Source organism: Streptomyces sp. WAC03905, from assembly GCF_057371075.1.
Genome location: NZ_JBXYDZ010000003.1, coordinates 1,523,175 through 1,546,770 on the forward strand (window position 1 = coordinate 1,523,175; position 23,596 = coordinate 1,546,770).

Genomic DNA, 23,596 nt, shown 5'->3' on the forward strand with positions numbered 1-23,596 from the left:
GAACACTCGGCTGGGAGGCCCCATGCTCCACCCCCTGAAGAAGCGCGCCGCCGTCCTGCTGGCGATCTCCACCGTCACCGCCGCGCTCGCGACCCCGGTGACGGCCGCCCCGGCCGCGCCCGCCCCGGCGGGGACGGCCGCGCGGGCCGCCGCACTGCGCTGGACCGGCTGCGCGACCCCCCGCTACCCGACGCTCCAGTGCGCGTCCCTCACGGTGCCCCTCGACCACGACCGTCCGGCCGGCCGGACGATCACGCTCGCGCTGACCCGGGTCCCGCACACCGCCAAGACCTCCCAGGGCCCCCTCCTCGTCAACCCCGGCGGCCCCGGCGGCAGCGGACGCGCCCTCGCCGGGTTCGTCGCCTCCGCCCTGCCCAAGGACGTCGCCGCGCAGTACGACGTGATCGGCTTCGACCCCCGCGGGGTCGGCAGGAGCGAGCCGGCCCTCGACTGCGGGGCCGGGCACTTCAACCCCGTCCGCCCCGACTCCGTCCCGCAGGACGCGGCGACCGAGCGGGCCAACCTCGACCGGGTCCGGGCCTTCGCCCGGTCCTGCGGGGCCAAGCACGCGGACGTGCTGCCCCACATCGGCACCGTGTCCGCCGCCCGCGACATCGAGGTGCTGCGGGCCGCCCTCGGCGCGGAGCGGATCAGCTACTTCGGCTACTCGTACGGGACCTATCTGGGCGCGGTGTACGCCAAGCTCCACCCGGGCCGGGTCCACCGGCTCGTCCTGGACTCCGTCGTCGACCCGACCGGCGTCTGGTACCGGGACAACCTCTCCCAGGACCTGGCCTTCGACGCCCGCCACAAGGCGTTCCTGGCCTGGGTCGCGCAGCACGACGCCACCTACCGGCTCGGCACCGACCCGGCGGCGGTCGAGACCCGCTGGTACGCGATGCGGCAGGCGCTGCGCCGGACCCCGGCCGGCGGCAAGCTGGGGCCGGCGGAGCTGGAGGACACCTACATGCCGGGCGGCTACTACAACGGCTACTGGCCCAGCCTGGCCGAGGCCTTCGCGGCGTACACGGTGAAGAAGGACCCCAAGCCCCTGGTGGCGGCGTACGAGCGGTTCGGCGCGGTGGAACCCTCGGCGGGCAACAGCTACAGCGTCTACACGGCGGTCCAGTGCCGGGACTCGGCATGGCCGCGGGACTGGAACGCATGGCGTGCGGACATGTGGCGCACGCACGCCAAGGCGCCGTTCATGACCTGGAACAACGCCTGGTACAACGCGCCGTGCGCGTTCTGGCCGACGGAGCCGCTGCGGGCGCCGGACGTGACCAACGCCGACCTGCCGCCGGCCCTCCTGCTCCAGGCGACGGACGACGCGGCGACCCCCTTCGACGGTGCGGTCAGCATGCGGGAGAAGCTGGCGGGCTCGGCCCTCGTGGTCGAGGAGGGCGGCGGCAACCACGGCATCGCCCTGAGCGGGAACAAGTGCCTGGACGAGAAGGTGGCCGCCTACCTGCGGACCGGGCGGGCAGCGGACGCCACCTGCCCGGCGCAGGCGGCCCCGCAGCCGACGTCCGCGACCCGGGCCGTCCCCCCGTCGTCGGGCGGCGCGGCCCTGCACGGCCTCCTGGGCTTCCGCGGCTGACCCTCCGGGCCCGCAGGACTTCCCGACGGGGTCCGGCGGGCCCGCCCGCCCGGTCGGGTCAGGCGTCCAGGCCGCGCAGGGCGGCCGTCGCCGCCACCGCCAGGCGGGGGTGGGACTGGGCGCGGGCGAGGAGTTCGCGGGCCCGGGGATCGGCGAGGGCGCCCAGACCCTCGACGCAGGCCAGGGCCACCCGCCAGTAGGGGTCGTTCGGGGACAGCAGCCGGGACAGCGTGGCCATCAGGGCCGGTACGGACTCGGGAGCGCGCAGCGCGGTGAGCAGCCGGACGGGCTGGAGGGCGTAGGCCGTGCGCAGCGCGTTGGTGGCGAGGGCCGCGGCGGCGCGGGCGGTGCGCGGGTCGTCCAGGACCGCCAGGGCCTCGGCGGCGGCCGCGCAGCGAGGCGGGTCGCGGTGGTTGAGGAGCAGGACGAGCGGCTCGAAGGCACGCCGGTCCCCGGCGAGGCCGAGCCGGTACGCGGCCAGCTCGCGGGCCCACAGGGGCAGCCCGGTGGAGGTCAGGGAGCCCGCGAGCGCGTCGGGGCCGGCCGCGAGCAGCACCTCGTACTCGGGCGAGCCGCCCGCCTCCGCCCGCAGGCGCTCCAGCACGTCGTTCACCCGGCCCACCCTAGGGCGGCGGGGCCGTCGCCACGCCCGGTTCGCGGAGATGACCGGTGCCTGCTGATCGATGATCGATGATCGGTACATTTCGGCGGTACAGGTCACATCTCCGCGCTCTGGCGCACGAGTTACCGGCGAGTTACTGTCGTTGCAACACGTACGAGGGCGGCCTGGTGACGCAGCCGCCTCGTGCCGGTCGGTTCGTTTTCGCATGCACGGCGGGGCCCCGGGACAGGGTCGTGCCGCTTCCACCCCCGGGACTCGGTCCCGCCGGGTTCCCGTCCGGGCCGCTCCTGCCCGGGCTCCTCACCGCACGGCACTTCCGTACGGCCTCCGCGCGCGCCGTGCGCCGCGCGCTCCCCTCAGTCGTCACCCTCTTCCACTGGAGTCCCTCGATGGACCGTCAGTCCAGTCAGCCCACCCTCCAGACCATCGCCGTCGTCGGCCTCGGCACGATGGGCACCGGCATCGCCGAGGTCCTCGCCCGGGCCGGCCGCGAGGTCATCGGCATCGACATCAGCGAGACCGCCGCCCGCCGGGCCTCGGCCTCCCTCGCCGCCGCCACGGCGCGTTCCGTCGCCCGGGAGCGCCTCACCGAGCAGGAGCGCGCGGACGTCCTGGCCCGCTTCCGCACCTTCTCCGACCTGGCCGCCGCGGCCGAGGCCGACCTCGTCATCGAGGTCGTGCCGGAGTCGTACGAGATCAAGCAGCAGGTCTTCCGCGAGCTCGACGCGGTCGTGCGGCCCGACACGATCCTGGCGACGGGCACCAACGCCCTGTCGGTGACCCGGCTGGCCGCCGAGTCCCAGCGCCCCGAGCGCGTGCTGGGCCTGCACTTCTTCAACCCGGTCCCGGCGATGAAGCTGGTCGAGGTCGTCTCCTGCGTCCTGACCGCCCCGACGGCCGTGGAGGCGGTCACGGAGCTGGCCCGCGAGCTGGGCAAGGAGCCCGTGGCCGTCGGCGACCGGCCCGGATTCGTCGCGGACGGCCTGCTCTTCGGCTACCTGAACCAGGCCGCCGCCATGTACGAGGCGAAGTACGCCTCCCGCGAGGACATCGACGCGGCGATGCGGCTCGGCTGCGGCCTGCCCATGGGCCCGCTGGCGCTGCTCGACCTGATCGGCGTGGACACGGCCCGCACGGTCCTGGAGGCCATGTACGCCTCCTCCGGCGACCGGCTGCACGCCCCGGCCCCGATCCTGGGGCAGCTGGCCGAGGCGGGCCTGGCGGGGCAGAAGTCCGGGCGCGGCTTCTACACGTACGAGGCTCCGGGCAGTTCGGTGATCGTGCGTGACCTGCAGACCCCGCTGGACGGGTCCCTGCTGGGCGCGGGCCGCCCGGTGAGCTCGGTCGGCGTGGCCGGCTCCGGCACCATGGCGAGCGGCATCGCGCAGGTCTTCGCCCAGTCCGGGTTCGACGTGGTCCTGGCGGCGCGCAGCCAGGAGAAGGCGGAGGCCGCCAAGGCCGCCATCGGCAAGTCCCTGGGCCGTGCGGTGTCCAGGGGCAGGCTGACGCAGGAGGCGGCGGACGAGACCCTGGGCCGGATCACCCCGGCCGGGTCGCTGGACGCCTTCGCCGAGGTGGACCTGGCGGTGGAGGCGGTCGCCGAGGACCTGGCGGTCAAGCAGGAGCTGTTCGCGTCGCTGGACAAGGTCTGCAAGCCGGGTGCGGTGCTGGCCACCACCACCTCCTCGCTGCCGGTGATCGCGGTGGCCCGGGCGACCTCGCGTCCGCAGGACGTGATCGGCATGCACTTCTTCAACCCGGCCCCGGCGATGAAGCTGGTCGAGGTGGTCCGGACCGTCCTGACGGCCGACGACGTGCACGCCACGGTCCGCGAGATCTGCGTGAAGGTGCGCAAGCACCCGGTGGACTGCGGGGACCGGGCCGGCTTCATCGTGAACGCGCTGCTGTTCCCGTACCTCAACAACGCGATCAAGATGGTCGAGGAGCACTACGCGAGCCTCGACCAGATCGACGCGGCGATGAAGCTCGGCGGCGGCTACCCGATGGGGCCGTTCGAGCTGCTCGACGTGGTCGGCCTCGACGTCTCGCTGGCCATCGAGAAGGTCCTCCACCAGGAGTTCCGCGACCCGGGCCTGGCTCCGTCCCCGCTGCTGGAGCACCTGGTGGCGGCGGGCTGCCTGGGCCGGAAGACCGGCCGCGGATTCCGTGAGTACGCCCGGCGCTGACCGAGCGGGCCACGAGCCGGATGCGTGGGGAGGGCTGCTCGGGTCCGCCGGACCCTCACGGCGGACTGACCCTCCCGAGCCCAGTGCGGGCTCTCCCCCGCATCCACCCCTCTCCCACCCCCCTCAGGCGCGCTCCCCCGCGCGAATGAAGTACTTTCGCTCTATGTCCCAGCCCGCCAAGACCTCGCCCCGCGCCTCCTCTGCCTCCGACGCGCCGGAGAGCGCGGCCGGCACCCGGGCTGCCGCCCAGCGGCTCAAGATGCGCCGCGAGCTCGCGACCGCGGCCATGGAGCTGTTCGCGACCAAGGGGTACGAGGCGACGACGGTCGACGAGATCGCCGCGCGGGCCGGGGTCGCCCGGCGGACCTTCTTCCGGCACTTCCGGTCGAAGGAAGAGGCGATCTTCCCCGATCACGACGACACCCTGATCCGCGCCGAGGCCGTCCTGGACGTCGCCCCGGCGCACGAGCACCCGCTCGACACGGTGTGCCGCGGGATCAAGGAAGTCATGAAGATGTACGCCGCCTCGCCCGCGGTGTCGGTGGAGCGCTACCGGCTGACCCGCGAGGTCCCGGCGCTGCGGGAGCGGGAGATCGCCTCCGTGGCCCGCTACGAGCGGCTGTTCACGCGCTACCTGCTGGCGCACTTCGACGAGACCGACCACCACGACGGCAACGACGACCCGCTGCTGGCCGAGGTGGCCGCCTCGGCGGTGGTCACGGCCCACAACCACGTGCTGCGGCGCTGGCTGCGGGCCGGCGGACAGGGCGACGTGGAGGCGCAGCTGGACCACGCCTTCTCCATCGTCCGCAAGACCTTCGGTACGGGGATCGGCGCGGGCCGGACCCTGAGCCCGGCGGCGCCGTCCGCTCCCGCGGCCGTCCGCACCGAGGGCGAGGTGCTGGTGGCGGTGGCCCGCACCGACGCGCCCCTGGACGAGGTCATGCGGACCATCGAAGAGGCGTTGCGTCCGAGGTAGCCCGCAGGAAGCGATGCTCGTCACAGCGGCCGTCCCCGAACCGGGGGCGGCCGCTTTCGTATGTCCGGCTTGCCCCTACTCGGCGGTAACTCTGATCGATCATCGCTCATCTGCGCAGGTCAATAGGCAAATGAGAGAAAGTTTTGGCACGCGGTGCCTTGCCGGGTGACACGGGGTGCCATACGTTGAATCTCGTCCGGATGTCCCCGCGACCCACGCCCGACCGGGCACGGAACGCGCCCCGGACGCCTGCGTCACCAGGCACCCGCACGCCCCACCACGGGCGGCGCCCAGCACCACAGCACAGCCGGACCGACGGCACACGCACCGCTCCACGCACCCCGTTCACCTCAGCGCACCCTCATCAGCGCTAGCCGGAGGCTCACCGTGAAGGACATCCTGGACGCGATTCAGTCGCAGTCCGCCACCGCCGCAGACTTCGCGAACCTGCCCCTGCCCGACTCCTACCGCGCGGTCACCGTGCACAAGGACGAGGCGGAGATGTTCGCCGGACTCACCACGCGCGAGAAGGACCCGCGCAAGTCCCTGCACCTGGACCACGTCCCGCTCCCCGAGCTGGGCCCGGGCGAGGCGCTGGTGGCCGTCATGGCCTCCTCGGTCAACTACAACTCGGTGTGGACCTCGATCTTCGAGCCCGTCTCCACCTTCAGCTTCCTGGAGCGCTACGGGCGCCTGTCGGAGCTCACCAAGCGCCACGACCTCCCGTACCACGTCATCGGCTCCGACCTCGCGGGCGTCGTCCTGCGCACCGGCCCCGGCGTCAACGCCTGGAACCCGGGCGACGAGGTCGTCGCGCACTGCCTCTCCGTCGAGCTGGAGTCCTCCGACGGCCACAACGACACGATGCTCGACCCCGAGCAGCGCATCTGGGGCTTCGAGACCAACTTCGGCGGCCTCGCGGAGATCGCCCTGGTCAAGTCGAACCAGCTGATGCCCAAGCCCGACCACCTCAGCTGGGAGGAGGCCGCCTCCCCCGGCCTGGTCAACTCCACCGCCTACCGCCAGCTGGTCTCCCAGAACGGCGCCGGCATGAAGCAGGGCGACAACGTCCTGATCTGGGGCGCCAGCGGCGGCCTCGGCTCCTACGCCACCCAGTTCGCCCTGGCCGGCGGCGCCAACCCGATCTGTGTCGTCTCCTCCCCCGAGAAGGCCGACATCTGCCGCTCCATGGGCGCCACCGCGGTCATCGACCGCAACGCCGAGGGCTACAAGTTCTGGAAGGACGAGAACACCCAGGACCCGCGCGAGTGGAAGCGCTTCGGCTCGAAGATCCGCGAGCTGACCGGCGGCGAGGACATCGACATCGTCTTCGAGCACCCGGGCCGCGAGACCTTCGGCGCCTCGGTCTACGTCACCCGCAAGGGCGGCACCATCACCACCTGCGCCTCGACCTCGGGCTACATGCACCAGTACGACAACCGCTACCTGTGGATGTCGCTGAAGCGGATCGTCGGCTCGCACTTCGCCAACTACCGCGAGGCGTGGGAGGCCAACCGCCTGATCGCCAAGGGCAAGATCCACCCCACCCTGTCGAAGGTCTACTCCCTGGAAGAGACCGGCCAGGCCGCCTACGACGTGCACCGCAACCTCCACCAGGGCAAGGTCGGCGTCCTCGCGCTCGCCCCCGAGGAGGGCCTCGGCGTCCGCAACCACGAGATGCGCGCCGAGCACCTCGACGCCATCAACCGCTTCCGCAACGTCTGAGTCCGTTCAAAGGCCTAAGGGACAGCCTGAGATGACAGAGCGCCAGAAGGACCGTCCGTGGCTCATGCGGACGTACGCCGGCCACTCCACGGCCGAGGCGTCCAACGAGCTGTACCGCCGCAACCTCGCCAAGGGCCAGACCGGCCTGTCGGTCGCGTTCGACCTGCCGACGCAGACCGGCTACGACCCCGACCACATCCTCGCCCGCGGCGAGGTGGGCCGGGTCGGGGTCCCGGTCTCCCACCTGGGCGACATGCGGAGGCTGTTCCAGGACATCCCCCTGGAACAGATGAACACCTCGATGACGATCAACGCCACCGCCATGTGGCTGCTGGCGCTCTACCAGGTGGCCGCCGAGGAGCAGGGCGCGGACATCGCCCAGCTCCAGGGCACCACCCAGAACGACATCGTCAAGGAGTACCTCTCGCGCGGGACGCACGTCTTCCCGCCTGGGCCGTCCCTGCGGCTGACGACCGACATGATCGCGTACACGGTCAACCACATCCCCAAGTGGAACCCGATCAACATCTGCAGCTACCACCTGCAGGAGGCCGGGGCCACCCCGGTCCAGGAGATCTCGTACGCGATGTCCACGGCGATCGCCGTCCTCGACTCGGTGCGCGACTCGGGGCAGGTCCCCGAGGACCGCTTCGGCGAAGTGGTCGCCCGTATCTCCTTCTTCGTGAACGCGGGCGTCCGCTTCATCGAGGAGATGTGCAAGATGCGCGCCTTCGGCCGCATCTGGGACAAGGTCACCAAGGAGCGCTACGGCATCGAGAACGCGAAGCAGCGCCGCTTCCGTTACGGCGTCCAGGTCAACTCCCTGGGACTCACCGAGGCGCAGCCCGAGAACAACGTCCAGCGCATCGTGCTGGAAATGCTCGCGGTCACCCTCTCCAAGGACGCCCGCGCCCGCGCGGTGCAGCTGCCCGCCTGGAACGAGGCGCTGGGCCTGCCCCGGCCCTGGGACCAGCAGTGGTCACTGCGCATCCAGCAGGTCCTCGCCCACGAGAGCGACCTGCTGGAGTACGAGGACATCTTCGCCGGATCCCACGTCATCGAAGCCAAAGTCGACTCCCTGGTCGCCGACTGCCTGGCCGAGATCGACCGGATCCAGGAGATGGGCGGCGCGATGGCCGCCGTCGAGTCCGGCTACCTCAAGGCCCAGCTGGTCTCCTCGCACGCCGAACGGCGCGCGCGGATCGAAGCCGGCGAGGACAAGATCGTCGGCGTGAACTGCTTCGAGCAGACCGAGGAGAACCCGCTCACGGCCGACCTCGACGGCGCCATCATGACGGTCGACGCGGCCGTCGAGGCCGTCACCGTCGAGCGGATCGGCCGCTGGCGCACCGAGCGCCAGGAGTCCTCGGACCGCCAGGGGAACGGCGACCCCTTCGTCTACCCCACCACCCAGCAGGCGCTGGAGCGCCTGAAGGAGGCCGCGGCGGGCACCGAGAACCTCATGGAGGCCACCCTGGAGTGCGCCCGGGCCGGTGTCACCACCGGCGAGTGGGCGGGCGCGCTGCGCGAGGTCTTCGGCGAGTTCCGCGCACCCACCGGGGTCTCCTCGGCCCCCGTCGCCGTGGCCGCCGAGCCGGGCACGCCGATGCACGAGGTCCGCGAGAAGGTGGCCCGCACGGCCGACGAGCTCGGCTCGGGCCGACTGCGCCTGCTGGTCGGCAAGCCGGGCCTGGACGGGCACTCCAACGGCGCGGAGCAGATCGCCGTCCGCGCCCGCGACGCCGGCTTCGAGGTGGTCTACCAGGGCATCAGGCTGACGCCCGAGGAGATCTCCTCCGCCGCGCTGGCCGAGGACGTGCACTGCGTGGGACTGTCCATCCTGTCCGGATCGCACAGCGCCCTCGTCCCGGACGTCCTGGAACGGCTGCGCACGGCAGGGGCGGGTGACATCCCCGTCATCGTCGGAGGCATCATTCCCAACGCCGACGCCGTCGCGCTCAAGGCCGCGGGGGTCGCCGCCGTCTTCACGCCGAAGGACTTCGGCATCACGGAGATCATCGGCCGTATCGTCGACGAGATCCGCAAGGCCAACAAGCTCGACCCGCTCGACAACGCCGCACTCATTGCAAGCACGGAGGTCCCCGCATGACCACGCCAGTCCACCCGGTGAACCGCCTTCGCCCGCGCCGCTCCTGCCTCGCGGTGCCCGGCTCGAACCCGCGGTTCCTGGAGAAGGCCCAGGGCCTGCCGGCCGACCAGGTCTTCCTGGACCTGGAGGACGCCTGCGCGCCGCTCGCCAAGGAAGGCGCCCGCCACACCATCGTGGACGCGCTCAACAACGGCGACTGGACCGGCAAGACCCGCGTCGTGCGCGTCAACGACTGGACCACCCACTGGACCTACCGCGACGTCGTCACCGTCGTCGAGGGCGCCGGCCAGAACCTCGACTGCATCATGCTGCCGAAGGTCCAGGACGCCCAGCAGGTCGTCGCCCTGGACCTGCTGCTCACGCAGATCGAGAAGACGATGGGCTTCGAGGTCGGCAAGATCGGCATCGAGGCGCAGATCGAGAACGCCAAGGGCCTGGTGAACGTCGACGAGATCGCCGCCGCCTCCCCCCGGCTGGAGACGATCATCTTCGGCCCCGCCGACTTCATGGCCTCCATCAACATGAAGTCCCTCGTCGTGGGCATGCAGCCGCCCGGCTACCCGGCGGACGCCTACCACTACATCCTCATGCGGATCCTGATGGCGGCCCGCATGCACAACCTCCAGGCGATCGACGGCCCCTTCCTCCAGATCCGCGACGTGGACGCCTACCGCGAGGTGGCCGGCCGGGCGGCGGCGCTGGGCTTCGACGGCAAGTGGGTGCTCCACCCCGGCCAGGTCGACGCGGCCAACGAGGTCTTCTCCCCCTCGCAGGAGGACTACGACCACGCCGAGCTGATCCTCGACGCGTACGACTGGTGCACCTCGGAGGCCGGCGGCAAGAAGGGCTCCGCGATGCTCGGCGACGAGATGATCGACGAGGCCAGCCGCAAGATGGCCCTGGTCATCGCCGGCAAGGGCCGGGCCGCCGGCATGCAGCGCACCACCAAGTTCGAGATCCCGGAGGGCTGAGGCCATGCAGTTCGGACGCACGTACGAAGAGTTCGAGGTCGGCGCGGTCTACAAGCACTGGCCCGGGAAGACGGTCACCGAGTACGACGACCACCTCTTCTGTCTCCTGACCATGAACCACCACCCGCTCCACATGGACGCGAACTACGCCGAGAACACCACCGATTTCGGCAAGAACGTCGTCGTGGGCAACTACGTCTACTCGCTGCTGCTCGGCATGTCCGTGCCCGACGTCTCCGGAAAGGCCATCGCCAACCTGGAGATCGAGTCCCTGCGGCACGTGGCGCCGACCTTCCACGGCGACACGATCTACGGCGAGACCACGGTCCTCGACAAGACCCCGTCCAGGTCGAAGAACGACCGCGGCATCGTCTACGTCGAGACCAAGGGCTACAAGCAGGACGGCACCCTCGTCTGCGTCTTCCGGCGCAAGGTGATGGTCCCGACCGAGACGTACATCAAGGAGCGCGGCGGCGAGCAGCCCGGCCGCCCCCAGCCGAAGACCCAGGAGAAGTAGCCATGGCCCGACTCGCCCAGACCGCCGGGCTGACCGACGTCCAGCGGGAGATCCTCAAGACCGTCCGCGAGTTCGTCGACAAGGAGATCATCCCGGTCGCCACCGAGCTGGAGCACCGCGACGAGTACCCGCAGGCGATCGTCGACGGCCTCAAGGAGCTCGGCCTCTTCGGGCTGATGATCCCGGAGGAGTACGGCGGCCTGGGTGAGTCGCTCCTCACCTACGCCCTGTGCGTCGAGGAGATCGCGCGCGGCTGGATGTCCGTCTCGGGCATCATCAACACGCACTTCATCGTGGCGTACATGCTCAAGCAGCACGGCACGCAGGAGCAGAAGGACCACTTCCTCCCGCGCATGGCCCTGGGCGAGGTGCGCGGCGCGTTCTCGATGTCCGAGCCGGCGCTCGGCTCGGACGTGTCGGCCATCAGTTCCAAGGCGGTGAAGGACGGCGACGAGTACGTCCTGAACGGCCAGAAGATGTGGCTGACGAACGGCGGCAGCTCCACCCTGGTGGCCGTTCTCGTGCGAAGTGACGAAGGACACCCCGAGGGCACCGCGCCCCACAAGTCGATGACGACCTTCCTCGTCGAGAAGGAGCCCGGCTTCGGTGAGGTCCGTCCGGGCCTGACCATCCCCGGCAAGATCGACAAGATGGGCTACAAGGGCGTCGACACGACCGAGCTCATCATGGACGGACTGCGCATTCCGGCCAATCGCGTCCTCGGCGGGCAGACGGGCCGAGGGTTTTACCAAATGATGGACGGTGTCGAGGTCGGCCGCGTCAACGTGGCGGCCCGTGGCTGCGGCGTCGCACAGCGTGCTTTCGAACTGGGTGTCTCGTATGCCCAGCAACGTCACACTTTCGGCAAGGCGATCGCCGAACACCAGGCCATCCAGTTCAAGCTGGCCGAGATGGCTACCAAGGTCGAAGCCGCTCATGCGATGATGGTGAACGCAGCACGCAAAAAGGACTCCGGGGAACGAAACGACCTCGAAGCAGGGATGGCGAAGTACCTCGCCTCCGAATACTGCAAGGAGGTGGTGGAGGACGCCTTCCGCATCCACGGTGGATACGGATTCTCGAAGGAGTACGAGATCGAGCGCCTCTACCGCGAGGCTCCGATGCTGCTGATCGGTGAAGGTACCGCCGAAATCCAGAAAATGATCATCGGGCGACGCCTGCTCGAGGAGTACCGACTCCAGGGCTGAAAGTCCCTTTTGCGACGGATCCTCCCCGGGTCCGTCGCAGCAAGGTCACTACCAGTCACTGGCCGACGGTCATCGACTCGGCTTCTGGCTTGCCCAGTTGTTGCGCGCAACCGATAGCATTCCAGTAAAGCCGCCGTCCCGTCCCCCTGTTTGCGGCGCGGCAGTCACCCGCTACGAAGGTCATCCATGCCCCACAGCCAAACCTCTGCATCCCGCGACAGCCGACTCGGCGTACGTCTCGCCCGCGGAGCATCGCCGTGGCTTCTGCCGACCGTCGCCACCGCGGCGCTCAGCCTCACCCGGGCCCGCAAGTCCGGACGCTGGGCCGCTGTGGCCGTGCCCGCAACCGCGCTCGCCGCGGGCATGCTGTGGTTCTTCCGCGACCCCGAGCGTGAGATCGCTCAGGGCCGTGTCATCTCGCCCGCCGACGGTGTGGTGCAGAGCATCATGCCGTGGAAGGACGGACGGACCCGGGTCGCGATCTTCATGAGCCCGCTCAACGTCCACGTCAACCGCGCGCCGCTGGCGGGCACGGTGACGTCCGTCGAGCACGTCCCCGGCGGATTCGTCCCGGCCTTCAACAAGGAGAGCGAGAACAACGAGCGCGTTGTCTGGCACTTCGACACCGAGCTCGGTGACATCGAGATGGTGCAGATCGCCGGCGCCGTCGCCCGCCGCATCGTCCCGTACCTGCCGGCCGGCACCAAGGTGGAGCAGGGCGAACGCATCGGTCTGATCCGCTTCGGCTCCCGCGTCGACATCTACCTCCCGGAGGGCGTCGAGGTCGCGGTCGAGGTCGGTCAGGCCACCACCGCGGGGGTGACACGAATTGACCGTGACTGACCCTGAGACTCCGGCCACCGGCTGGGTGCCCGAGTCCTCCGAGGAGGAGTCCGCCGAGGACGACATGCCGCTCTCGCTGCGGCTGTCGATAGCGGACACCCTCACCCTCGGCAACGCGACGTGCGGATTCATGGCGGTGTACTTCACCACCACCGGAATCCTCATCCCGCACCTCACCGGGAGCGGCGAAACGGGCATGGCCCGCAACAGCGCCGCCACGGCGGTGATACTGATGCTGCTCGCCGCGGTCTTCGACCTCTTCGACGGCATCGTGGCCCGCAAGCTGCGCAGCTCCCCGATGGGCGCCGAGCTGGACAACCTGTCCGACCTGATCAGCTTCGGTCTGGCCCCGGCCTACTTCGTCCTCGTCTACGGCATGGTCGCCGTCGACGCGGACCAGAAGATGTCGGCGCTCGCCGCGATCGTGGTCCTGCTCGCCGTGGTGCTCCGGCTCGCGAGATTCAGCTGCGTGACGATGAAGGACGGCATGTTCCAGGGCATGCCGAGCCCCTTCGGCGCCCTGACGGTCGTCTCGATCGTCCTGCTGGAGCTCCCGTTCATCCCGACGCTGCTGGCGATCATCGGCGTGGCGTGGCTGATGGTGAGCCGCGTCGAGTACCCCAAGCCGAGGGGCGTCCTCGCGGTGGCGATGCTCTGCTGGATCATCAGCGCGATGGGGCTGCTGGCGGCCTGGGCGTTCGACGCCCCCGGCGGCCAGCTGCTGCTCCAGACCGGTTGCGCCCTGCAGATCGCGATGGCGGCGACCATCCCGCTGTTCGCGACGACGCGGAGGGCCAACACCTTCCGCCACAACCGCCGCGAAGCCCGAGCGACGTCGCTGCGCTAGCCCGGCTGACGCAAGGCCCCGGATGTCCCTGACATCCGGGGCCTTCCGCGTGTCCGGGCGGGGTGGCGCGGTGCCGTGACCGGCGGTGGGGCGGGGGCCGTCCGGGGTAGGCATGATTTATGGCCCCCGGGCCGGGTCGCACCGTGCTCCACGGCATGGGCCACAAATCACGTTTTACACCCCGGACGGCCCCCGCCCCACCGCCGGCCCCGTCCCCGCACCGCCGGGCGGTGTCCCTCGGCGGGGGCGGGCGGTGGGGGCGGGCTCGGTGGCGGGGCGGGGAGGGTCCGGGGTGTAAAACGTGATTTGTGGCCCGTGGCCCCGAGTCCTGCTGCGCCCCGCTCGGGGGCCATAAATCATGCCTACCCCGGACCCTCCCCGCCCCGCCACCGAGCCCGGCCCCGGCCCCGCCCCGCCCCGCCGCCGGTCACGGACCCGCCCCGCCCGCCCCCACCGCCCGGGGCCCCGCCGAGCCCCCGGCCGGGGCTACGCTTGATGTCGGAAAACCGCCAGCCCCCGTCGATCCCGCCCCGGATCCTGGAGCCATGCACACCGACACCGAGCGCTGCGTAAGGGCCGTGCAGTCGAAGGACGCCCGCTTCGACGGCTGGTTCTTCACCGCCGTCCTGACCACCCGGATCTACTGCCGCCCCAGCTGCCCCGCCGTGCCCCCGAAGGTCGAGAACATGACCTTCCTGCCCAGCGCCGCCGCCTGCCAGCAGGCCGGGTTCCGCGCGTGCAAGCGGTGCCGGCCCGACACCAGCCCCGGCTCCCCCGAGTGGAACGCCCGCGCCGACGCCGTCGCCCGCGCGATGCGCCTGATCCAGGACGGGGTCGTGGACCGCGAAGGGGTCCCCGGGCTCGCCGCCCGCCTCGGGTACTCCACCCGCCAGGTCGAGCGCCAGCTGAACGCCGAGCTGGGCGCCGGCCCGCTCGCCCTGGCCAGGGCCCAGCGCGCCCAGACCGCCCGGCTGCTCATCGAGACCTCCGGGCTGCCCATGGGCGACGTCGCCTTCGCCGCCGGCTTCGCCTCCATCCGCACCTTCAACGACACCGTCCGCGAGGTCTTCGCCCTCTCCCCCAGCGAGCTGCGCGACCGGTCGGTCAGGGCCGGCCGCACCAGGAGCGCCCCGCCCCGGGTCCCGGGGACGATCAGCCTGCGCCTGCCGTTCCGCACGCCCCTGAACCCCGACAACCTCTTCGGCCACCTCGCCGCGACCGCGGTGCCCGGCGTCGAGGAGTGGCGCGACGGCGCCTACCGCCGCACCCTGCGCCTCCCGCACGGCACCGGCGTCGTCGCCCTGACCCCGCAGCCGGACCACATCGGCTGCCGCCTCGCCCTCACCGACCTGCGGGACCTGACCATCGCCATCAGCCGCTGCCGCTGGATGCTGGACCTCGACGCCGATCCCGAGGCCGTCGACGAGCAGCTGCGCTCCGACCCGCTGCTGGCGCCGCTCGTGGACAAGGCCCCCGGCCGCCGGGTTCCCCGTACGGTCGACGCGGCGGAGTTCGCCGTACGGGCCGTGCTGGGCCAGCAGGTGTCCACGGCGGCAGCGCGCACGCACGCCGCCCGGCTGGTCACGGCGCACGGGGAGCGCGTGGAGGACCCGCTGGGCGGGCTGACGCACCTCTTCCCCTCGCCGCAGGCCCTGGCCGGCCTGGACCCGGAGTCGCTGGCACTGCCGCGCAGCCGACGGGCCACGCTCACCGGTCTGGTCTCGGCGCTCGCCGACGGCTCGCTGCCGCTGGGCATCGACAGCGACTGGGACGCGGCCCGCGCGCAGCTCATGGCTCTGCCCGGTTTCGGTCCGTGGACCACCGAGGTGATCGCGATGCGGGCGCTCGGCGATCCGGATGCCTTCCTGCCGTCCGATCTGGGCGTGCGGCGCGCGGCGCAGGGGCTCGGCCTGCCGTCCACCCCGTCGGCGCTGACGGCCCGGGCGGCCGGCTGGCGGCCGTGGCGCGCGTACGCCGTCCAGTACCTGTGGGCCACCGACGCCCACCCCATCAACCACTTGCCGGTCTGAGGAGCAGCCATGAACGTCAAGCAGCACACGGTCGTCGACAGTCCGTACGGCCCGCTCACCCTGGTCGCCGCGGACGGCGTCCTCAGCGGCCTCTACATGACCGGGCAGCGCCACCGGCCGGCCGAGGAGTCCTTCGGGGAGCGGGTGGCGGCCTCGGAGGAACCGTTCCCCGAAGTGGTACGGCAGTTGGCCGCGTACTTCGCCGGGGAGCTGACCGAGTTCGACCTTCCGCTGCGTCTGGAGGGCACCGATTTCCAGCGGAGCGTCTGGGACCAGTTGGTGCGCATCCCGTACGGCGAGACGTGGTCGTACGGGGAGCTGGCGGCGCGGCTGGGCAAGCCGAACGCGTCGCGGGCGGTGGGCCTGGCGAACGGGAAGAACCCGGTGGGGATCATCGTGCCGTGCCACCGGGTGATCGGTGCGTCCGGCGGCATGACCGGCTACGGCGGCGGGGTCGAGCGCAAGGTGCAGCTGCTGGACTTCGAATCGGGGGCCCGTCGCTAGCCGGTGTCCGGCCGACGTTCTGCTCCGCGTGCGGACATACAGGACCGCCTGTATGAAGGAAATACCGCTACACGATCGGAGCCGAGCATGGACGACTATCCGCTGCTGAACGTCTTCTGGACGATGCTGTGGCTGTTCCTGTGGATCATGTGGTTCTTCCTGCTCTTCAAGATCATCACGGACATCTTCCGTGACCACTCGCTCGGCGGCTGGGGCAAGGCCGGCTGGCTGATCTTCGTGCTGATCCTGCCCTTCCTCGGCGTGTTCGTGTACCTCATCGCCCGCGGGAAGAGCATGACCGAGCGGGAGATGAAGCAGGTGCAGGAGAACGAGGCGGCCTTCAAGCAGTACGTCCAGCAGGCGGCCGGCCCCGGCGGCGGTTCGGCGGACGAGCTGCACAAGCTCTCCGTCCTGAAGGACAAGGGCGACATCACCCAGGCGGAGTTCGACCGCGCCAAGGCCAAGCTGCTGGCCTGACCCCGGGTCAGACCACCATGAGCGGGACGAGCAGGGCGAAGGCGGCGCCGGCCTCCACGGCGTAGCCGTAGAGCGACGGGTGCTGCACGGGGGCGGCGAGCAGCACCACGCTCTGCTGTGCGGCCGCCGCCGTCACCCATTCGGCGTCGGCGCCGAGGTTGCCCTCGTACCAGCCCTGGCAGGCACCCGGGCCGGTGACGGCGAGGACGTCGTCCTCACGGCGGTAGAGGGCCCGCCAGTCGGCGGCGGGCGTGGACCAGCCCTCGAAGTCGTCGAACCGGGCCCAGTGGCCCTCGCGTATCGCGGTGTCGAAGAGCCACACCGGCGTCCCGTCGGGCGTGACCTCGCCGCCGGCCTGCTCGTCCGTGGTGAAGTGGACCATGGGCAGGGCGTCGGGCCCGTCGGCCGTGCTGGGCCAGGCGTACATCGTGATCATCTTTTGATTCTGTCCTGGTCGAAGTGAGCCGGCTGTTTACGGGGTGACCGGGCGCCGGCCGTTCTCCAGTTCCGCGGTGCCCTCACCCGACTGGAGGACGCGGTAGGCCTCTTGCACGCGCGGCCCGAGGGATCCGGGCAGATGGCCGAGGAGTTCGGCGGGTTCGACGAGCCGCCACGAGAGCAGTTCCGTCTCCTGGAGCCTGATCGAGGCGAGCTGGTCCGCGTCGAGCACGCCCCCGTCGTAGAGGTAGGCGACGAGCGGCGGCCGGTCGGGGCCCACCGTCCAGTCCACGGCGAGGAGGCGGCCGAGGGGGACGTCGATGCCGATCTCCTCGGCGCTCTCGCGGCGGGCGGCGGTGCGCGGCGACTCGCCCTGGTCCGACTCGATGGTGCCTCCCGGCAGGGCCCAGCCCTCGCGGTAGTTGGGCTCGACGAGCAGGACCCGGCCCTCGGCGTCCCGGTAGAGGGCGGCCGCGCCGGCCAGCACCCGGGGCAGGCTCGCGATGTACGTGGCGTAGTCATCCGTGGTGGTCACCCGGCCACCCTACCGAGGCGGCGCCGGTCAGCCGTCCGGCCCGTAGCCGGTGCCGGGCCCGCCCTCGGGGTCGCGGCCCCTGGACCGTGCGACGCGGCGCAGGCGGGCGTGGCGGGAGACCGTCCCCGGCGCGGTGACGGTGTCGCCGACCACGGCCCGGACGGCGTCGCGCATGCCGTGCGGGGGGTGGTGGCGGGCGGGTCCCGCGCCGGGGTCCTCGCGCAGCTCCTTCAGCAGGGCCCAGCAGAGGAGCAGCATGACGACGACGAAGGGCAGGGCGACCAGGATGGTGGCGGTCTGCAGGGACTTCAGTCCGCCCGCGACGAGGAGTACGGCGGCCACGGCCGCCATCAGCACGCCCCAGGTGACGACGAGCCAGGTGGGCGGGTGGAGGGAGCCCCGGCTGGTGAGGGAGCCCATGACCAGGGAGGCGGAGTCCGCGCTGGTCACGAAGTAGGTCATGACGAGGACCATGGCGATCCACGAGGTCAGCGCGGAGAGCGGCAGCGCGTCCAGCATCGCGAAGAGGGAGGCCTCGGTGCCCTCCTTGAGTTCGGCCGCGAACGCGACGGCGCCGGTGGAGTCGAGGCGGATGGCGGTGCCGCCCATCACGCAGAACCAGACGACGGTGGCCCCGCTGGGCACGAGCAGCACGCCGATGAGGAACTCGCGGATGGTGCGGCCCCGTGAGATGCGGGCGATGAAGGTGCCGACGAAGGGGGCCCAGGAGAGCCACCACGCCCAGTAGAAGATCGTCCACGCGCCCAGCCAGGCGCTGTCGGTGAAGGCGCCGGTGCGGCTGGCCATCGGCAGCAGCTCGCTGAGGTAGCCGCCGACGCTGGAGGGGATGACGTCGAGGATGTAGACGGTGGGGCCGAGGAGGAAGACGGAGAGCATCAGGACGGCGGCGAGCACGATGTTGCTGGTGCTGAGCCATTTCACGCCCTTGTGCAGGCCGGAGAAGGCGGAGAGGACGAAGGCCGCCGACAGCGAGCAGATGATGATCAGCTCGACGGTGGTGGAGTCCTCGGTCCCGACGGTGAGGCTGAGGCCCTTGGAGACTTGCAGCGCGCCGAGGCCGAGGCTGGTGGCGGTGCCGAAGACGGTGGCGAAGACGGACAGCAGGTCGATGGCCCTGCCCGGCGCGCCGTCGGCCCGCTCCTGGCCGATGAGGGGGACGAAGGCGGAGCTGAGGCGGTTGCCGCGGCCCTTGCGGAAGGTCGCGTAGGCGAGGGCGAGCCCGGCGATGCCGTAGATGGCCCAGGGGGTGAGGGTCCAGTGGAAGAAGGAGTACTCCATGGCCGCGAGGGCGGCGGCGCCGGTGCGCGGGGCCGCTCCGGAGGCGGGGGGCGGGGCGAGGTAGTGGGTGAGGGGCTCCCCCACGCCGTAGAACATCAGGCCGATGCCCATGCCCGCGCTGAACATCATCGCGATCCACGAGAGGTTGGTGAACTCGGGCTCGGAGTCGTCCGCGCCGAGCCGGATCCGGCCGAAGCGGCTGATGGCGAGGACGACGCACAGGACGAGGAAGACGTCGGCGGCGATCACGAAGAGCCACGCGAAGTTGTCCAGGACCCAGGCCAGCGCTGCGGCGGAGGCGGTGTCGAAGGAGTTCCCGGCGAGGGCCGCCCAGGCGACGACGGCCAGCACGGCAACGACGCCGATGGTGACGACGGTGTGGTCGGGGGCGCCGTCCACGGGTCCGCCGGGGCCGCCGCCCGGAGGGTCCGGACGTGGCTGTTCCAGTGATTCGGCGCTCATGCGGCCACACTATGCAGGCGTATATCCCCCTTTAGGCGCATGGCGCGCCGGATGTGGCCCAGGCCACTCATGGGCATAGGAGGATCCTCCGGATAAGCTCATGGAGGCGCGACTGCACTGTTCGATAGCAAGGGATAGCAAGGTGACGGACGGAGCAGTAACTGAGGCCGCGCGCGTGCTCATCGCCGCGGACAAATTCAAGGGCTCGCTCACGGCCGTTCAGGTCGCGGAGCGGGTGACGGCCGGCCTTCGCAGGGCCGTACCGGACGTGGAGGTCGAGACCCTCCCCGTCGCGGACGGCGGCGACGGCACGGTCGCGGCCGCCGTGGCGGCCGGTTTCGAACGCCGGGAGGTACGGGTCACCGGGCCGCTCGGCGACCAGGTCACGGCCACCTTCGCGCTGCGCGGGGGCACCGCGGTGGTCGAGATGGCGGAGGCCTCCGGCCTCCAGCTGCTGCCGTCGGGCACCTTCGCCCCGCTGACGGCGACCACGTACGGCTCGGGCGAGGTCCTCAGGGCCGCGCTGGACGCGGGCGCCCGCTCGATCGTCTTCGGCGTCGGCGGCAGCGCCACCACGGACGGCGGCGCCGGCATGCTGGCGGCGCTCGGCGCGGTGTTCCTGGATGCGAACGGCGAACCGGTCGGTCCGGGCGGCGGTGCGCTGGCCGATCTGGCCTCGGCCGACCTGTCGGGCGTGGACCCGCGGTTCGCGGAGGTCGACTTCGTCCTGGCCAGCGACGTGGACAACCCGCTGACCGGCCCGAAGGGCTGTGCGGCCGTCTACGGCCCGCAGAAGGGCGCCTCCCCCGAGGACGTGGCGACGCTCGACGCGGCGCTGGCGCACTACGCGCAGGTGCTGGAGAAGGCGATCGGCCCGAAGGCCGCCGAGCTGGCCGCGTCCCCGGGCGCGGGCGGCGCGGGCGGCATCGGCTACGGCGCGCTGCTGCTGGGGGCGAGCTTCCGCCCGGGCATCGAGCTGATGCTGGAGGTGCTGGGCTTCGCGCCGGCGCTGGAGCGGGCGACGCTGGTCATCACCGGCGAGGGCTCGCTGGACGAGCAGACCCTGCACGGCAAGGCCCCGGCGGGCGTCGCGGCGGCGGCGCGTGCGGCGGGCAAGCCGGTGGTGGCGGTCTGCGGCCGGCTGCTGCTGGACCAGGAGGCGCTGGAGGCGGCCGGTATCCGCAAGGCGTACCCGCTGACGGACCTGGAGCCCGACCCGGCCAAGTCCATCCCGAACGCCGGCCCCCTCCTGGAGCGGGTCGCGGCCGAGATCGCCGCCGAGGTCCTCTGACCCGTCCGGCACGCCGGCCCGGCCCCCACCGAGGGGGCCGGGCCGCGGTCGTTCCGCATGCGGTCCGCTCCGGGGGCGGCCGGCGGCCCTCGCCCACGCCCAAAGCCCGGGACAGTGTTAGAAAGGGCTCATGACCGGACGTTTTGGCCGTCAGCCGACCGGGTGGGGTTCGCGCATGTCCGCGCGCCTGTCCCGGGGGGCTCACAGCGTCGCCGGTCAGGTCTTCGCCCTCCAGGCGGTGATCGTACTGCTGCTGATCACCGCGGCGGCGCTGGCCCTGGTGCTCCAGGCCCGCTACGACAGCCAGCGCGACGCCCGCAACCGCTCGCTGGCCGCCGCGGAGGCCTTCGCGCACGCCCCCGGGCTCCCGCAGGCACTGATGTCGCGGGATCCCACGGCCGCGCTCCAGCCCCTGGCGGAGGCCGCCCGCCGGGCCTCGGGCCTGGACTTCATCGCGGTGATGGACCTGCGCGGCGTCCGCTACACCGATTCGCGGCCCGAGCTGATCGGCCAGCGGGCCTCGGACATCTCGCGCGCGGTCGCCGGGGAGTCCTTCACCCAGGTGTTCAAGGGGCAGCCGAGTGACGCCGTCCGCGCGGTGGTACCGGTGCGGAGCGCCGACGGCGACGTCATCGGCCTGGTCGGCACCGGTATCGAGGTGGAGAACGTCTCCCACGCGGTCGAGGGACAGCTCCCGCTCCTGGTGGGCGCCACGGCGGGCGGGCTGCTGCTCGGAACGGCCGGAGCCGCCCTGGTCAGCCGGCGGCTGCTGCACCAGACCCGCGGCCTGGGCGCGGCCGAGATGACCCGGATGAACGAACACCACGAGGCCGTTCTGCACGCCGTCCGCGAGGGCGTGCTCATCATCGGCAACGACCAGCGGCTCATCCTCGCCAACGACGAGGCGCGCCGGCTGCTGGACCTGCCCCAGGACGCCGAGGAGCGGCACGTCGGCGAGCTCGGCCTCGACCCCCGCACCACCGAGCTGCTCGCCTCGGGCCGGGTGGTGACCGACCACGTGCACCTGGCGGGCGACCGGCTGCTCGCGGTGAACGTCCGGCCCACGATGGCGTACGCGGGGCGGCCGGCGGGCCGGGTGGTGACCCTGCGCGACACGACCGAGCTGGCCTCGCTCTCCGGCCGGGCCGAGGTCGCCCGCAGCCGCCTGCAGCTGCTGTACGACGCGGGCGTGCGGATCGGGACGACACTGGACGTCGCACGGACCGCCGAGGAGCTGTCGGAGGTGGCCGTACCGCGCTTCGCGGACTTCGTGACGGTGGAGCTGCTGGAGCCGGTGCTGCGCGGCGACGAGCCCTCGGGCGCCGGTGTCTACACCGAGATGCGCCGGGCCGCCATCTCCGGCGTCCGTACCGATTCGCCGCTCCAGCCGGTCGGCGACCTCATCCGCTTCGAGGTGCCCACGGCCCCGATGGCGGCGGCCCTGGACGCCGGGCACGCGGTGCTCGCAGCCGACCTGAAGGCCGCCATGGGCTGGCGGGCCCAGGACTCGCAGGGCACCCGGGTGGCGCTGGAGTACGGGCTGCATTCGCTGATCTCCGTACCCCTGCAGGCCCGCGGGGTGGTCCTGGGGATGGCCAACTTCTGGCGGGCCGACACCCCGGAGCCCTTCGACGAGGAGGACCTGTCCTTCGCGGAGGAGCTGGGTGCTCGGGCGGCCGTCTCCATCGACAACGCGCGCCGCTTCACCCGCGAGCACGCGATGGCCGTGACGTTGCAGCGCAGCCTCCTGCCCCGGGTGCTGCCGGACCAGAGCGCCGTGGACGTCGCCTACCGCTACCTGCCGGCGACGGCGGGGGTGGGCGGCGACTGGTTCGACGTGATCCAGCTGCCGGGCGCCCGGGTGGCGCTGGTGGTGGGCGACGTCGTCGGGCACGGGGTGCACGCGGCGGCCACGATGGGCCGGCTGCGGACCGCGGTGCACAACTTCTCCACCCTGGACCTGCCCCCGGACGAGCTGCTGGGGCACCTGGACGAGCTGATCAACCGGATCGACCAGGACGAGGCCGGGGGTGCCGGGGACGGCGACGGCGGGGTCGAGGACGAAGCGGACGGGGACGAACCGGGGGCGGACGGTGCGGCCGGCCGGGCGTCCTCCGTCACGGGCGCGACCTGTCTGTACGCGGTCTACGACCCCGTCTCCGGGCGGTGCCGCATGGCGAGCGCCGGGCATCCCGGGCCGGCCCTGATCCGCCCCGACGGCCGGGTGGAGTTCCCCGAGATGCCGGCCGGCATCCCGCTCGGCGTGGGCGGCATGCCCTTCGAGGCGGTCGAGTTCGAGCTGCCGGAGGGCAGCCGGCTCGTGCTGTTCACGGACGGGCTGGTGGAGGACCGCGACCGGGACTTCGACACCGGTCTGCGCCTGCTCGCCGAAAGCCTGTCGCGGCCCGGCCGCAGCCCCGACCAGGCCTGCTCCGACGTCCTGGCGGCGATGCTGTTCCCGGTGCCGAGCGATGACATCGCCCTGCTGATCGCGGACACCCGGCGGCTGGAGGCGGACCGGATCGCCGAGTGGGAGGTACCGGTCGAGCACGCGGCCGTGTCGCGGGTGCGCAACGCCGGCTCGGCGCAGCTCGTCGAGTGGGGCCTGGAGGACATCGCCTTCACCGCGGAGCTGATCCTCAGCGAGCTGGTCACCAACGCCATCCGGTACGGCAGCGCGCCCGTGGGGGTCCGCCTGCTCCGTGACCGGAGTCTGATCTGCGAGGTCTCCGACGGCAGCAGCACCTCCCCGCACCTGCGGTACGCGGCCACCACCGACGAGGGCGGGCGCGGGCTGTTCCTCGTGGCGCAGTACGCCGAGCGCTGGGGCACCCGCTACACGGACCGCGGGAAGGTCATCTGGGCGGAGCTGCCGCTGACCGGGGGCGCGGAGCCGCAGCCGACGGCGCCGCTGGACCTGGACGCGCTGGAGGACCTGGCCTGGTGACCGGG

The 23,596-nt window shown here is 71.8% G+C and carries 19 protein-coding genes; 15 read left to right on the plus strand and 4 right to left on the minus strand.

From position 1 onward, the window contains the following. Positions 1–22: 22 nt before the first annotated feature. Positions 23–1,600 (plus strand): alpha/beta hydrolase, encoded by a 1,578-nt coding sequence (locus tag AC2RP6_RS09580; RefSeq protein WP_486445826.1) that lies wholly within the window; start codon positions 23–25, stop codon positions 1,598–1,600. Between the two features lie 58 nt (positions 1,601–1,658). Here the strand turns inward: AC2RP6_RS09580 and AC2RP6_RS09585 are convergent, their stop codons facing one another. Continuing rightward, positions 1,659–2,213 carry a HEAT repeat domain-containing protein gene (locus AC2RP6_RS09585; RefSeq protein ID WP_486445827.1) on the minus strand — a complete coding sequence of 185 codons (555 nt, stop codon included), beginning with the start codon at positions 2,211–2,213 and terminating at the stop codon, positions 1,659–1,661. Positions 2,214–2,611: 398 nt separating this feature from the next. Between AC2RP6_RS09585 and AC2RP6_RS09590 the strand changes: the two genes are divergently transcribed. From AC2RP6_RS09590 to AC2RP6_RS09645, 12 genes are all read left to right on the plus strand, one after another. Next, complete coding sequence (locus AC2RP6_RS09590; protein ID WP_486450274.1) at positions 2,612–4,408, plus strand: 3-hydroxyacyl-CoA dehydrogenase family protein; 1,797 nt, start codon at positions 2,612–2,614, stop codon at positions 4,406–4,408. A gap of 163 nt (positions 4,409–4,571) precedes the next feature. Continuing rightward, entirely contained in the window at positions 4,572–5,387 is an 816-nt protein-coding gene (locus tag AC2RP6_RS09595; RefSeq protein ID WP_486445828.1) for a TetR family transcriptional regulator, read from the plus strand. Positions 5,388–5,774: 387 nt separating this feature from the next. Further along, complete coding sequence (gene ccrA, locus AC2RP6_RS09600) at positions 5,775–7,112, plus strand: crotonyl-CoA carboxylase/reductase (RefSeq protein WP_486445829.1); 1,338 nt, start codon at positions 5,775–5,777, stop codon at positions 7,110–7,112. 31 nt (positions 7,113–7,143) lie between these two features. Further along, entirely contained in the window at positions 7,144–9,222 is a 2,079-nt protein-coding gene (locus AC2RP6_RS09605; protein WP_486445830.1) for a protein meaA, read from the plus strand. Further along, complete coding sequence (locus tag AC2RP6_RS09610) at positions 9,219–10,193, plus strand: HpcH/HpaI aldolase/citrate lyase family protein (protein WP_326476081.1); 975 nt, start codon at positions 9,219–9,221, stop codon at positions 10,191–10,193. The genes AC2RP6_RS09605 and AC2RP6_RS09610 overlap by 4 nt, the downstream gene beginning before the upstream one ends. Before the next feature lie 4 nt (positions 10,194–10,197). Beyond that, positions 10,198–10,710: a MaoC family dehydratase gene (locus AC2RP6_RS09615; RefSeq protein ID WP_486445831.1), complete on the plus strand. Its 513-nt coding sequence runs from the start codon at positions 10,198–10,200 to the stop codon at positions 10,708–10,710. Positions 10,711–10,712: 2 nt separating this feature from the next. After that, positions 10,713–11,918 carry an acyl-CoA dehydrogenase family protein gene (locus AC2RP6_RS09620; RefSeq protein ID WP_185558013.1) on the plus strand — a complete coding sequence of 402 codons (1,206 nt, stop codon included), beginning with the start codon at positions 10,713–10,715 and terminating at the stop codon, positions 11,916–11,918. A gap of 186 nt (positions 11,919–12,104) precedes the next feature. Then, the gene (locus AC2RP6_RS09625; protein WP_030962725.1) at positions 12,105–12,761 is read left to right on the plus strand and encodes a phosphatidylserine decarboxylase; all 657 of its coding nucleotides are present in this window, start codon (positions 12,105–12,107) and stop codon (positions 12,759–12,761) included. Between the two features lie 64 nt (positions 12,762–12,825). Further along, positions 12,826–13,608, plus strand: a complete 783-nt coding sequence (gene pssA / locus AC2RP6_RS09630; RefSeq protein ID WP_220818446.1) for a CDP-diacylglycerol--serine O-phosphatidyltransferase — start codon at positions 12,826–12,828, stop codon at positions 13,606–13,608. 545 nt (positions 13,609–14,153) lie between these two features. Further along, complete coding sequence (locus AC2RP6_RS09635) at positions 14,154–15,638, plus strand: AlkA N-terminal domain-containing protein (protein ID WP_486445832.1); 1,485 nt, start codon at positions 14,154–14,156, stop codon at positions 15,636–15,638. Positions 15,639–15,647: 9 nt separating this feature from the next. After that, positions 15,648–16,142, plus strand: a complete 495-nt coding sequence (locus AC2RP6_RS09640; RefSeq protein ID WP_486445833.1) for a methylated-DNA--[protein]-cysteine S-methyltransferase — start codon at positions 15,648–15,650, stop codon at positions 16,140–16,142. A gap of 87 nt (positions 16,143–16,229) precedes the next feature. Continuing rightward, positions 16,230–16,619: an SHOCT domain-containing protein gene (locus tag AC2RP6_RS09645; protein ID WP_486445834.1), complete on the plus strand. Its 390-nt coding sequence runs from the start codon at positions 16,230–16,232 to the stop codon at positions 16,617–16,619. 7 nt (positions 16,620–16,626) lie between these two features. Here the strand turns inward: AC2RP6_RS09645 and AC2RP6_RS09650 are convergent, their stop codons facing one another. From AC2RP6_RS09650 to AC2RP6_RS09660, 3 genes are read right to left on the minus strand one after another with little or no spacing between them, the layout of a single operon-like run. After that, positions 16,627–17,055 carry a hypothetical protein gene (locus AC2RP6_RS09650; protein ID WP_486445835.1) on the minus strand — a complete coding sequence of 143 codons (429 nt, stop codon included), beginning with the start codon at positions 17,053–17,055 and terminating at the stop codon, positions 16,627–16,629. Between the two features lie 36 nt (positions 17,056–17,091). Continuing rightward, positions 17,092–17,592, minus strand: a complete 501-nt coding sequence (locus tag AC2RP6_RS09655; RefSeq protein ID WP_486445836.1) for an NUDIX domain-containing protein — start codon at positions 17,590–17,592, stop codon at positions 17,092–17,094. Positions 17,593–17,619: 27 nt separating this feature from the next. Beyond that, positions 17,620–19,353, minus strand: a complete 1,734-nt coding sequence (locus AC2RP6_RS09660; RefSeq protein WP_486445837.1) for a BCCT family transporter — start codon at positions 19,351–19,353, stop codon at positions 17,620–17,622. A gap of 142 nt (positions 19,354–19,495) precedes the next feature. Between AC2RP6_RS09660 and AC2RP6_RS09665 the strand changes: the two genes are divergently transcribed. Both AC2RP6_RS09665 and AC2RP6_RS09670 read left to right on the plus strand, forming a co-directional pair. After that, positions 19,496–20,644: a glycerate kinase gene (locus AC2RP6_RS09665; RefSeq protein WP_486445838.1), complete on the plus strand. Its 1,149-nt coding sequence runs from the start codon at positions 19,496–19,498 to the stop codon at positions 20,642–20,644. Positions 20,645–20,774: 130 nt separating this feature from the next. Beyond that, a complete protein-coding gene (locus tag AC2RP6_RS09670; protein WP_486445839.1) occupies positions 20,775–23,591 on the plus strand; it encodes a SpoIIE family protein phosphatase in 2,817 nt (938 codons plus the stop codon). Positions 23,592–23,596 lie beyond the last annotated feature (5 nt).